We start from the raw sequence: 13263 nt of genomic DNA, 5'->3' as shown, positions 1-13263 counted from the left end.
TACTCGTGCCGCAAATTCGGACTGTAAAATTATTTTTTAGGACTCGGCAAATACTGTGAAAACCTTTCCACTTTCTCGTTTACAAACAGCATTACTGGCAGTTGGCTCATTTTCATGTTTAGGGTTACTCTCCACAGTGGCACAGGCCGAAACTGAAAGCGAAACCACTCGGCTTGCCACCATTACAGTCAATGCTCAGGCTGCGGAAAGTGCGTATTATCAACCTAAAGTCAATTTAACTGGTTTTAATCAACACAGTCTGGCCGAAATACCTGCATCAATCAGTACTATCACAGCTGAACGTATTGCAGATCAACATGCAAAAACACTCACAGATGTGGTAAAGAATGATGCAGCAGTAGGGGATGGCTATGCACCGATTGGCTATTATCCGAACTTTGTAATGCGTGGTTTTGCGCTGAATCTGGGTTCAAGTTATTTGCTGAATGGCAATGTGATTCGCGGTGAGCAAAATGTAGCGCTTGAAAATAAAGAACAGGTTGAAATCCTGAAAGGAATTAGTGCAATTCAAAGTGGCATGTCAACACCCGGTGGTGTGGTCAATTACGTGACTAAGCGTCCTAAAGACATACAGTCGATTACCGTAGGTACTGATAGTGAAGGTGGCTACCGCGTTGCAACAGATCTGGGTGGGTTGTTGGGCGAGCAGCAACAATTTGGTTACCGGATTAATCTGGCGAATGAAGAAATTCATCCTTATGTTGAACATGCCAATGGACGTCGTTTATTCGGTTCAGTCGCTTTAGACTGGAAAATCTCAGATCGTTCCAAACTCGAATTTGATCTTGAATCACAACATCAACGTCAGCGTTCTGTACCAGGTTATCAATTATTAGGTGGAAACGCCGTACCAAGTGGTGTGAAATGGGATCGTTTACTGGGTTATCAAAGCTGGAGTAAACCTGTAAGCAGTGATAGCTTGAATACAGGATTAAAATATACTTATCAGATCAATGACAACTGGACGTCGCATTTAAGTGCTTCACAAAGCCGTGTTGTGGTAGATGACTATTCATCATTTGCTTGGGGGTGTTGTCAGGCGCAAAGTAATACTTTTGACCCGAATGGTAATTACGATATTTATGACTTCCGCAATCCAGATGATAGTTATCTCACTAATCAATTTAAGGCTGGCATAAACGGTAAATTTAATACCGGTACATGGCAACACAATCTCAGTGCAGAATTGTCACACACAGCTAAACGCCATTCACAATATGATGCAATAAATGAAATGGTTGGTTCAGGCAATATTTATCAGGATAGCATCGCGTATCTGCCAACTGATAAGCGTTTGGCGAATCACTACAAGTCTTTAGAAAGCCAGCAAACCGCATTAACATTGATTGACCAGATTGATTTTAATGCGGCTTGGTCAGTTTTAGCAGGTGGAAAACTTTTACATTTAGATGAAAATGCTTATCAAACAGATGGTCAGCGCATTCGAAAGACCGACTTTAATCGCTTCTTGCCGCAATTTGCCGTGATGTATCAACCTTGGGAACGCACGCACTTATATGCATCTTATGCCAAAGGTTTAAGCGATGGTGGTCAGGCACCTTGGTTTACCAATAATGCGCCTATAACGCTAGCACCAATACATTCGACTCAATATGAATTGGGTATGAAACAGCAATGGCAAGATTTTCTCTTTACAGCAGCATTATTTGATTTAAAACAAGACAATCAGTACACCAATGCAGCCAATAATTATATTGCTGAAGGTGAACAGCACAACCTTGGATTGGAATTCGGTTTACAAGGCCGTTTAGGTGAAAATCTGGATATTACATCAAGTCTGGCATTGACACGTTCACGACTTAAAGATGTACAAGTAACTGAATATAGAGGACATCAGACTCAAAATGTGCCAAATGTACGTTTTGCCAGTCATTTATCTTATCAAGTGCCACAAATTGATGGATTACGGTTATTGGCAGGTATGCAGTACAGCAGCAGTAAATATGCCAATAAAACAGGCACAGTGAAGGTGTCAGGCTATAGCGTATTTGATGCTGGCGCTGCGTATAACTTTCATGCGTACGGTTATGACAATACATTGAGATTGAATGTCGATAATTTATTGAATAAAAAATACTGGCGCGATGTAGGTAATTTTGTTGGGGATGATTATTTATTCTTGGGTGCGCCACGTACAGCACAGTTGTCGTGGACTGTGAATTTTTAATTTGCCATAGAATTTAAAATACCGAGAAAGCATCACGGCGTAAACTTTAAATCATCAAATAAGTTTACGCCGTTTTTATTTAGATTCGTATAGAGCAATTAGAAGCCACAAAATTAGAGTTTGGTGAGGAACAAGTCGTGATCTTAATAAATTACAATTATTTCGCATAATGTACATTATGTTAAATTTGATACAGGTGACATTAAGTTCATAAACTTGTTCCATCAACTATAATTCAGTTACTTACAGTACAAATTAAAACAGACTTTTTTTAGTTATGTTTATATCTTAAATACTTCACAAAGTTTACAAACAGCTCATGCTTTTCATAAAAACAATTCAGCTTTCAAAAAAGAAGTTTATTCAAAATCGGATAGTCTTGCTGTTTGATGCCTCTACTACTTCGCCATGTCTTTATCCGTTCCTCTATTCCTTAACTGCTTTAAGATTTCAAAGTTTTGCTACGCAACAATCTGATATGCTCGCAATAAAGCTTTGGTATGAATTCTGGTTTTTAAAATATTCAACTTTGTTCTGTGAGTCATTTTTTTCTTCTGGATACACACCTGAAGTCTATGTGCATGAAATAGATAATTTTATTGTTTTTCTAGAAAATAATAAAAAATTAGAAATGAATTTGATTCGACTTAGATCAAATACTGATGTCAATTATAAGACTATTACACAACGTCTGAGGTCTGTAATTAAGTTCTTTGTTTTTCTCTTGGATGAGTATTGGAATATTAGAAATCAGGATCTTACGATTAAAGAAATAACGAGCCATAGGAAAAAAATAGATAGATTCTTATTGAATAAAAAAAAGATATTTGGAAAGTTTTCTAAACGAAGCTTAACTGTAAAAAATACTATAAATCATAGCTTTAAAAGCTTAAGCAATGAGATGGTTGCTAATCTTTATGAAGTAATTCGGCCAGATCAAAAAAACAAAACTAACCCTAACAATCCTTTTTCAACTCAACCACATCAGCTTCGTAATTTCTTAATCGTACATCTCATGCTGAATTACGGATTGAGAGTTGGTGAGCTAATGTTATTGACAGAGAAATCAATTAAAAAATCAATTAATTCTGATTCTTATAGCCTTATAGTTACAAATACTGATGATGAAAATGATACTAGGATGAGAAAGCCAAGTATTAAAAATGAACAGTCATATAGAGTTATAAAGTTGAATCAAAAGGATTATAATTTTTTAGTTATGTATATCAATTACATAAGGAGTTGTGGTGAATCTGATATCTTGTTTACATCTTTGAAACCACCCTACTCCCCATTAAGTTACTCTGCAATTAATATAATTTTTAACAAAATTGATAAAGTCTTCAGGTACTTACATCCTATATATTTTGATAACAATAAGGTTGATTCTATCCACAAAATCACGCCTCATGTTTGCCGACATACCTGGGCTTATATCACATTAGCTTTTGCAATAAAAAAGTATCAAGCTAAAGGTCTAATCGACAATGACGAAAATATGCAACAAGCCCAAGAAGATCTGCGTGTATTAGGGGGTTGGAGTGCTAATAGCATAATGCCAAGCTACTACGCTAAACGCTTTATTGTAGATAGTGCAAACCTCTTAAATTTAAAACGTATATCTGAAGAATTATTGGAATGATAAAAAATGGTGCAATTTGACCTTTTTACAGAACAGGAATTTCATCCTGTTTCTATTTTTAATGAGAAACAGCTGACAGCCCTTCAAAGTATAGATAAAAAATTACCTAAGATTGTCAAATTTTTAACTGCTGATAAATTTGATGATAAATTTATAATTTCAACAGATAACACTTGGCATTTCTATTATTCTGGAACAAAAGAAAAAATAGATTTTTCAGCTCTTTATGAAAGTGAGATTATATTAGCTAAATTTTTCCTTATAATGTATATTCAAAAGAATACACCATCTAATTTGAGTAATATATTTTATTCTTTTAGATTCTTAATTAAATATTTAAAAAAAAATAAGTTGGTTTTTAGTTATGAAAATTTAAAAAAAACATTGATTGAATTTGCAAAAGAAGAAAAAAATTATAACAAATATTCTCATACTAAATTTTTATTGAAACTCTTAATAGTAGAAGACTTTCCGCATTTTGACATTGATGATGATTTTGAACTAGAGTTTATTCCTAGACCTAAGTCTTTTAATTCAAAATTATTCTATCAAGAATATGAGGATTGTATTGATTATGCTCTTATCTCTGTGATTCAACAGGGTTTTTCTAAGTTAATTAAGGAAATAAAGGAATCTAAAAAAAACATAACTAATCAAACACTTCTATACTCCTCAATACTAGGATTGGTGTATGTAACAGGACTGAGACCTGTACAATTAGCTAAATTATCGGTAGAAAATCTTAAAATAGATACGACTCGTGAAATAGATAATTTTCAGCGCTATAGCATACTTATCCCTTATGCAAAGCAAGCAAGATATGTACATGAAAAAATATCTGTAAAATTACCAGAGGAAATTGCTGAAATTATTTTCGCCTATATTAAAAGATTTAAGTTAAAACCAAATGATAAGCTATTTGATCTAGGCGAAAATTCTGCTCGTTTCTGTTCAACGGCTATTAATACACAGTTATTTGATTTTGCTCCTGAAAAATACAGAGATGCTGTTCATGCAGGTGAAATGATAAGACAAAAGTACTCTTATTCTGATTTTAGGCATCATGTTGGCTATAGCCTAGCGATGGCGGGATCTTCAGCTGAAGAAATAGCATATATCTTAGGCCATTCTTCTGTTGTAACCGCAAGGCATTATATTTTTTCTACGCCAGAATTAGCACAAATTAGAGCACAGGCGCTTGGCAAAAATTCTTTATACAGACAAATGATCGCTATGCTCCTCACAGGAAGACTAGTTTATAAGAAAGATTGGAACCAAAAAAAAGTTTTAGGTAATGTTGGCAGCACAATTCATTACGATATTGGTGGGTGCTCTTATGTAGAAAAGTGTTTATTCCAGCCTGTTCGGAACTGTTACGGTTGTATGTATTTTCATCCCTTTATCGATGCTAATCACAGCAAAGTTTTAGAGGATATTCAAAACGAAATTAATGATTTAATTAAGCTATCTGATGGTATAGGTGTATCTAGGAATCCATTGATTAGGGTTCATGAATCAACTAAATTTGAAATTGAATCCGTAATTGCTCGTTGTGCAATACACAAGGGTAACATTTATGAATCTTGAAAAATATAAAGCTTTTATAGAAGAACAGAAAATTTTTTTTGAGGAAAATATCAAACCAAAGTTTAAATGGTTATGGAGTGATCCGGAATGGGCTGGAGGTACTATTGGTTCAGGCTGGTTACTTTCCCGTAGTGGAAAAACACACTTTTCATTTCAAACAGTGAAAAGAATGAAAGGCATTGAAGACCTTTCAATAGATATAACATACCAAGAGTTCATTAAAGCCATAATGGTTCTCAGTTATAGAAAAGCTAATTCAAAAACTTCACCACAAAAATTATATGCCGAAGTTCTGGTGCTCAAGCGTTGGTATAGTGAATTATGTAAAACTAATCCCGTGAACACTCACCCCTGCTTCATATCCACATTAACTTTAGAAAACTCATTTAAAGTACTAGCTGAAAACTCGAGCAAAACAAACCTTCCTGATCATGCGGGTACGTATCTTAGATTACAAGAAATGCTAAATCACTATGCTTTTACCGAAAAAACATTGGAATTCTCTCAAAAATATCTATATATAAATGCAAAAAATAGGACACCCAATGCAAAGAAAACAAAAGCATTAATAGATCAGTTGGAATTAGATGAGGATGATATTGATAAGGAAAAACTCATTTCTATCCGTACATTTATCAATATTGCCTCACTAATAAATTTATGCGAAAGAAATAGCGAGAAAATCATTCTTAACTTTTTATTATTGCTTATAGTTACGGGTTTGAGATCAACAGAAGTACTTCTTTTAAAAACAGATGCCTTGATTAAACAGCCTTTACTAGATCCAATAACTAAAGAACACTTAACTTTAGATGGTATCAAACAATATACACTAGGGATTCAATATCATGGAGCAAAAGGTGCTGGATTTAGAATACATTGGGTTGAGCCACTTGCTATAAGTCTTGTTGAAACAATTTTTCAATCAGTTATAGAGCTAACAAAAGAGTCTAGAGAGCATCTTCAATATATTAGATCAAAAAATTGCTCTGATTTTTTACCCAAAGTAATTGATGAGATTAGAGAAGATTTTATTGAGTTAGATGATTTTGTGGGTTCAATTTTTAATATTGCAATTCATAAAAAAACCAGAAGCTACATTACTACGGCTGCTAAGAATATTCCAATTTTTAAAGAAGTTTATATCAAAAAAAACAACAAAACTGATAAGTATTATTTAAAGAAAGACATAAATGAATTTATAAAAAAATTAGCAAATTATGATTCTGAGTTTTCAATAGATCATGTGTTTAACTATGAAGGAAGAATAGAAAAAATTGCTTTTGAAGATTTACTTTTTATTCATGAATTTAAATCAACTTCATTAAAAAGATTTTTTAGCTTTAAAGCTAATGTAATTCCTTTTCAAACCACAAATATAAATAGTTTTTTAGGCGGTAGTGAAAGCCTGTCAATATTTCAGAAGTATAATTTACTAGAAAATGATAAAGAATATTCTAGGTTAGGTTCTCATATTCCTCGGCATAATATTAATACTTTTTTGGCCCTCAGTGGTTTGTCTGAACATTTGCAAGCCATGCTTATGGGACGTGTTGATATAAAGCAAAATCAATATTATCATCATCTAGCTTTAAAGCAACGTAAAATAGCAACAAGTGTTTTAGAAAAATATCAACTAGAAAGTTATAGAAAAAATACGCAAGAAGTCAAAATAGAACCTCCAGTCGATACCATTAAAAAAGATGGGTTAATGTTTTTTTCAGAGAAATTAGACCTGGAAAACAATATCAAAATGAATTTACAGTCTTTTGATTCAAAGAATGAAGTTGCTAATTACATTAAAAAATCATTCTTTGATGAATACTTTGAAGACATCACTCAATCGTTCAATGAATTAACCAAGACTAATGAAAAAGATGCAGATGAGTTAGTCCAGCGTCATGGAAATTTACATCCCTTACCTTTTGGCGGCTGTATGCGTGAAATAGCAGTCCATGATTGCCCTAAACGTCTATCCTGCCAATCAGGTGATCAATGTGGAAACTTTGCATTGACTGGTCGTAAAGGAGAATTACAAGCCTTGCAGCATACGTTAGATAAATTACTTGGCGAATTTTCACATATAGAGAAAATAGTAGTTCATGATCTATCTTATAGCGAAATGCTTGAGGATTTACGTCAAAAAATACTTTTTTTAAGTGACTTAAAGACAAAAGCACTTGATAGACAGAATAGTTTAACTCCTATTCCTATTTTTCCTTATGGTGATACGATCACTAAATTACCAACAACCTTAAGTGAACTATTCGCTATAGAACAGCAAAAAATTGAAACTAAGGAAGTTTGATATGTTACGTGGTAAACAATTGGATGAAGTTATCGAACAAGAATTACAAATGATGTTGGTTGAAGGTTTTGAGAAATCCCCTATTTCACATAAAGTTCTTCATAGTCGCTTAACAGCTAAGGGGTATATATCAGGTGGGTTAAGTACTTTAAGTTCAGCTGAACGGAAGAAGCTCATATCTCTGTATGTATCTGAGCAGATTTCGCCACTGTACCTGAAGACTAAAGAGCAGCAACTTTATGTGAATAAAAAGACAAGACAGGCTCTTACTGATACCAATAAAAATTTACGCATACATATTGACGATTTGGAATCACAACTTCATCAGAATACAGAAACACTTATAAATATTATCGAAGAAGTAAAACTAAGAACGAACTTAAAAGTAGATCATCTTTTGGCACCACATTTGTTGAAGAAATATTTAGAAAATAAATAATATATTTGGTGAATAACGTTGTTCAATGACATACTAAAAGTCTAATTGAATATGAACTAAGCCAACAAAGGCTGAAGATGTCTCCTAAAATAGGTTTGTGTAACAAAGCCAATTTATTACAAATAATAAAAATCTCAAGCTTATTTTTTGTTTTCTATTCAAGTTAATTTTTGAGCTTCATATGTTTGAATAGATTGCTTCAGTTCTAAAATTGGAAGGTACAGCTGATCCTTAAAGCCTATTTTTTTCATGAATGCCCTGCAATCAGAATTAGGACATTCTATTTCTAAAAACTCATAACCAAATTTTTCACCAAATAAGCATAAATATTTAAGAAAGGCTGTTCCATGTCCTTTATTTCTATGATGAAATGCTAGTCGGGCAACAATAATATATTTGCTGTTAGCCTTCTTATAACCATGCTCTCCAAATCGAATATAAAATTCATTAGGCTTCCCAACTGATGACCTCCCTGCAAAAAAACTTGTGAAACATTTAGTTTTTCCGTCCAACTCCCTTATAGTAAAATGAGTTTTTTTCTTTGAGTATTTAAGCCTATCAACAAGGAAGCTTTCCAGAGTTTCTGAAATAGCATTCCGTTCAGTATCATCATTCACAATATTATTATTCATAATACAATAAGTCCTTTCTTTATATCTTGTTTATGATACTGATGTCTTCTTCTAGAATTATGCTTCCAGCTCTTTGCAACTTTATAGACATAAACAGGTAAGTCATCCCATTCTTCAGGTAAGGCGGTACCTCGTGCAACACGAAGTTTTAAGGGATAGTCTTTATATTCAATCTAATGCATCAAATAAAAACTACGTTCTTGATGGCCATTCAATTGCCCATCCAGGCTAAGCTGTTACTCATGGATTGTTCTTTCTTAGCCCTCTAGGCAAGTTAAGCCCCGCTCTAATGTAAATGGCTTGGATGTAGAAATTAGTTGAGTCATCACGCACTGCATCAGCAACAATGTCGTACTGCTGATCAGTAATTGTTCAAATCGAATTTTCATTTTAATGATCCTTGCATCTCCTACGGGCTTTTGCTGCCCGCAAGAAGTGCTCATGTAAAATATTTATTTTTTAATCGCTTCACATTGATTATTGATAATGTTCAGCTGAAAGCAGCTGACGGATTTCACTGACCATTTGTGGACTACGCCAAGGAAATAGTACTTTTAGACTGTAATTTGATTTGAATGGATCTCGTGTGCCAATATTGACTTGAAACTCTCGTTTCATCGGTGTCCGATGCTCTTGCTGATTAACACGAATTCCCATCATCGGATTACTGATCACAGTGGTCGTAGTTCTGAAGCGATCTTCAACCAAATTGTAATGTCCTACAGAGGTAATGTAGTCAAAAGAATATTTGACTAGGCGTTGATCCGGCTGATCAAACAGGATGATGGTTTTGTCCTGACTATTAATCCAGACACCACGATTTTGATAGTTAAAAGTTTCCCCTTGGCGTTTCAGTTGCTCGGTCATCCCATCAAAATATGTATTTCCATATTGATAGAGATAGTAAATGATCACAAACCAAAACAGGTCAAAGCCAAAGAAGATATAAGCGAAAGCACCAAAGGAAAAGATTTTGGCAACAATCAGAAAGATCACAATTGGCAAAACTACACATTTTAAAAATAATTTGGATTTCTGTGGACGGTTTTCGATTGGAATGATTTTAGGTTTTGTTAATTCAGTCATGGTTGTTTCCCGCATGTTCAATACAATTCACAATCACCAGCAGATATAAAAAGTTTTATTTTTATAGGAGTGACTTAGCCATCCACCGTTGGATTGTTCTTGTAAAAATGATGTTTTAATAGAGACGAATAATAAGATTAGCCGTCTAGCCCTCGTTGAAACGTACAATCAGGTTGAACATGGGATAAGGCACATATCAGAAAAGAAAGATACAGCATATGAAGCTCCTTGAATCTTAAGAAGTTCTGCCATATCACTGCTAAATAATGGTGGCAGAACAAAAGAGGGTTAGCAGACTGGGATCCAAGGAACCAGCACACCCGAAGGTGTCCCCCTTCTGTCCTACCATAAAGATAAAAGGGGGACGAGAAGGTCCACAAAAAATAGACAGGCTATTTTCCGTGCTGGATCGACGGTCTGCTAAAACCGACTGGCAATGTAGGCCAGCGAGCCCATATTAATTTCATCTAGGGCTTAAGTCAATTTTACCTGCACTATAATCTAGTCAATCAGTTCCCTTCTTGTATTTTCTCAAACATAATTATGTAGTTCTAAAATATAGCTATAATTGACAGAACAGTTATCTGAGCAAAATCCACTTCTTGTTCTAAATATTCTAGCTTTCGCAACTAACATTATTGGGAAAAGGAATGATAAGTAGATTCCGAAAAAGGATGGGGAAACACTCTTGTAACATACAAAAATCTCAGTCTTTACCTGTAGTAAGAACCTTTTTAGAAGTCATTTCTAATGAATAATAAATCACATTAACAGCCGTTAATACTTATCCAACAATTGGCTGAAGGAAAATCTTATAAAAGTGGAAACTTTAAAAGTATTTTGTTTTATATATTAAATTAGAGTTCACCCAAGAATTTTTAAAAAAATACTTCCTTATATAAAATTCTTATTGCTTTTTAGTGCTTTAGTATTTACAACATAAATTGATAAAGCTAAACCAAGCTCAGATTTGGAGAATAAAAATTGCCAAGCCCTACATTTGATCATTTTAAACGAGCTTCTATGGAAATTGCTGCTCATGGAGATAATGATACGTTACCTTTTGATATAGATACCAAATTTTGTGGGGATAAGGCTAAGGAATTGGCCCATATAGCATTTGAATTTTATGACAATCTCAAGAAAGGTCCGTTAAAGGAAAATAGTCGAAAAATAACAGCTCTCGATGTTTTCAGTGAGCGCTTAATTGCTCCTTCCGGACCTGCAGGATTTAGAGTCATCACTAAGATTCATCCTTTTTGGAATATTTATTTTAATGGCTTAGGAATAGCTATTGCGGAAAAACTTGAACCTTTACGCTCGCCACGTACTTTTTCTTATAGATTTAAATCAAATGGTGATACTGAACTCTTTGATTCAGAATATTCCTGGAGAAAATATAAACAAACTACTATAGAAAAATCACTTTTAAGTGGTACCGAAGCTGTTGTTGTACAAACTGATATATCTAGCTTCTATAACCAATTATCTCATCATCATATTGAAAACTTCATAAGTGATTTAGGGAATAATGGATCAATAGTAGCGAAGCAAATTAATGCACTTTTAGGAAAGTTTTCTGCTGGTCGCTCATTTGGTTTACCAGTCGGCGGCCAAGGCTCAAGAATATTAGCAGAACTCTTCTTGAAATATGTTGATGATGCAATGACATCAGCTGGTATAGAGTGGTACCGATATGTAGATGATTATGTGTTCATTGCAAAAACATATGCAGAAGCTTACAAAGCGCTTAGTACTCTTGCACATTCATTGGCTAATTACGGCCTTACTATAAATAAAACCAAAACAGTTTTCCTTTCAGCTAAAAATTATGTTGATTATGTTTCAGCTCAGTTAGGCGATCATGATGAGGAAAGTTCAAAGTTAAGGACTATTGATCTTCGATTTGATCCTTATTCCGATACACCTCGTGAAGACTACGAGACATTAAAAGAAACAGTTGAAAGTCTTGAAATTCGACGCTTACTTAACAGGGAATTAGAAAAGTCCATTCCTGATTCTTTTTTGATCACACAAATTGGTAGAACAATGAGACTTCAGGAACCTATTGTGGCTCTTGAGTTAGCCTCTACATTATTAAATGTACATAATATTCATGCTTTTAGATCCTCTTGGTCTACAATTATGCGAGGTATATTTTATTTAAGAAGCGATAAAAACTTTTTATCGATTAGTGCTGGGATTGATAACTTAATTGATCAGATAATTTTTAATGCTGCACATTTACTCGAAGTGGATACTAATTTACTTCATTTTTTACGCTGCCTTCGCTTTCAGAACAACCCCACTCGATCAAAATTCATACATGACCTATATATACAAACAAATTCAGAAACGATAAAGAGAGCATGCATTGATTGCTGGCGTTATTGGCATGATCGGAATGCCTTTACTGAATTACGTAATAAATGGAGTCGACTTGATAAAAATAGTCAAAGGTTACTATGGTTAGCCTCTTACAAATTTGGTGATCAAGGCAATGGTATGAGAGCCCAACTAAAAGCGAACTCTGAAACTTCTTGGTTATTAGGTATAGAAAATCATGAATTAGATGGCCCTCAATTTTCAAAAGTATTTCTTGATTGGGCAGCAGGAGCAGCTAATGCAGTATGATCCAAGAACAGTTGCACGTAATATTCCAGGAATTTTTGATGAAATATTTCCACAACTTACTCCTGGTCTAGTCGCACATTTCAATTCATTTTCTAAAGATGTATGTGAGCCTATCTCTCCTATTTATTTAAAAAAAACAACTCTTAAACCTGCCATGCTTTTTGAGCTTGGTTATGCTGCAGGAGAGCATTTAATCAAATTTGCGCAGATTGACTGGGAAAAGTGTTTTCTTTCTGCCATTCAAAGACAAAACGTATTTTATGATGCTGTTGCCCCTAACTCACTAAATTATATCGACAAAGAAATAGCTGAAATGGTGGGTAATAATATAGCAAAAGTATTGATACAATTATCTTCCGATTCCCATGAAGTTATTAATTTTAATCCTATAATTCCTGGTATTGAATGGATTTCAACTAGCCAAGGTGATTTTTCTTTAGGAAACACTTTGATAGAGGTTAAATGTACTAATCGAAGATTTTCTGCAGCCGACTATCGCCAGATTGCGATGTACTGGTTATTAAGTTATGCGGGTTCTCTTGAGAAGAAAACAGAAGAATGGGAAGAAGTGATTTTACTTAATCCCAGATTAGGGTTCATGGTTAGATTTAATTTCAATAATTTTATAAATGTGATCAGTAGTGGTAGAACTAAACTAGAAATATTTCAATTATTTATTTCAATAATTGGAACAAGATCAATGCATTAAAATTTTAAAAAGCAGAA

At 34.0% G+C, this 13263-nt stretch carries 10 protein-coding genes and 1 pseudogene; 7 read left to right on the top strand and 4 right to left on the bottom strand.

Features of this window, described 5'->3' with window-relative positions:
* Positions 1-55 precede the first annotated feature (55 nt).
* The 5 genes from PJ15_RS02230 (at position 56) to PJ15_RS02210 (ending at position 8185) form a co-directional block, all read left to right on the top strand.
* Entirely contained in the window at positions 56-2209 is a 2154-nt protein-coding gene (locus tag PJ15_RS02230; protein ID WP_047427489.1) for a TonB-dependent siderophore receptor, read from the top strand.
* A gap of 319 nt (positions 2210-2528) precedes the next feature.
* Positions 2529-3851, top strand: coding sequence for a site-specific integrase (locus PJ15_RS02225; RefSeq protein WP_047427487.1), 1323 nt, complete (start codon positions 2529-2531; stop codon positions 3849-3851).
* Positions 3852-3857: 6 nt separating this feature from the next.
* A complete protein-coding gene (locus PJ15_RS02220; RefSeq protein WP_047427484.1) occupies positions 3858-5438 on the top strand; it encodes a site-specific integrase in 1581 nt (526 codons plus the stop codon).
* Complete coding sequence (locus tag PJ15_RS02215) at positions 5428-7746, top strand: hypothetical protein (RefSeq protein ID WP_047427480.1); 2319 nt, start codon at positions 5428-5430, stop codon at positions 7744-7746. Before PJ15_RS02220 ends, PJ15_RS02215 begins: the two co-directional genes overlap by 11 nt.
* A gap of 1 nt (position 7747) precedes the next feature.
* Positions 7748-8185 (top strand): hypothetical protein, encoded by a 438-nt coding sequence (locus PJ15_RS02210; protein WP_047427477.1) that lies wholly within the window; start codon positions 7748-7750, stop codon positions 8183-8185.
* Between the two features lie 158 nt (positions 8186-8343).
* Here the strand turns inward: PJ15_RS02210 and PJ15_RS02205 are convergent, their stop codons facing one another.
* The 4 genes and pseudogenes from PJ15_RS02205 to PJ15_RS02200 form a co-directional block, all read right to left on the bottom strand.
* Positions 8344-8817 carry a hypothetical protein gene (locus tag PJ15_RS02205; protein ID WP_047427474.1) on the bottom strand — a complete coding sequence of 158 codons (474 nt, stop codon included), beginning with the start codon at positions 8815-8817 and terminating at the stop codon, positions 8344-8346.
* Positions 8814-9023 (bottom strand): annotated as a pseudogene (locus tag PJ15_RS18765) (hypothetical protein); the annotation flags it as partial. The pseudogene PJ15_RS18765 and the gene PJ15_RS02205, both read right to left, overlap by 4 nt.
* 51 nt (positions 9024-9074) lie before the next feature.
* Complete coding sequence (locus tag PJ15_RS18880; RefSeq protein WP_264673640.1) at positions 9075-9206, bottom strand: hypothetical protein; 132 nt, start codon at positions 9204-9206, stop codon at positions 9075-9077.
* An 88-nt stretch (positions 9207-9294) separates the two neighbouring features.
* Positions 9295-9903, bottom strand: a complete 609-nt coding sequence (locus PJ15_RS02200; protein WP_047427471.1) for a hypothetical protein — start codon at positions 9901-9903, stop codon at positions 9295-9297.
* 984 nt (positions 9904-10887) lie between these two features.
* Between PJ15_RS02200 and PJ15_RS02195 the strand changes: the two genes are divergently transcribed.
* The gene (locus PJ15_RS02195; protein ID WP_047427469.1) at positions 10888-12537 is read left to right on the top strand and encodes an RNA-directed DNA polymerase; all 1650 of its coding nucleotides are present in this window, start codon (positions 10888-10890) and stop codon (positions 12535-12537) included.
* Positions 12527-13246 (top strand): hypothetical protein, encoded by a 720-nt coding sequence (locus PJ15_RS02190; protein WP_047427467.1) that lies wholly within the window; start codon positions 12527-12529, stop codon positions 13244-13246. The genes PJ15_RS02195 and PJ15_RS02190 overlap by 11 nt, the downstream gene beginning before the upstream one ends.
* Positions 13247-13263: the final 17 nt, after the last annotated feature.

This window comes from Acinetobacter sp. neg1, assembly GCF_000788125.1.
Taxonomy (GTDB): domain Bacteria; phylum Pseudomonadota; class Gammaproteobacteria; order Pseudomonadales; family Moraxellaceae; genus Acinetobacter; species Acinetobacter vivianii.
The sequence above is the reverse complement of the archived record's forward strand: the minus strand, read 5'-3'. Positions and strand labels throughout refer to the sequence as shown.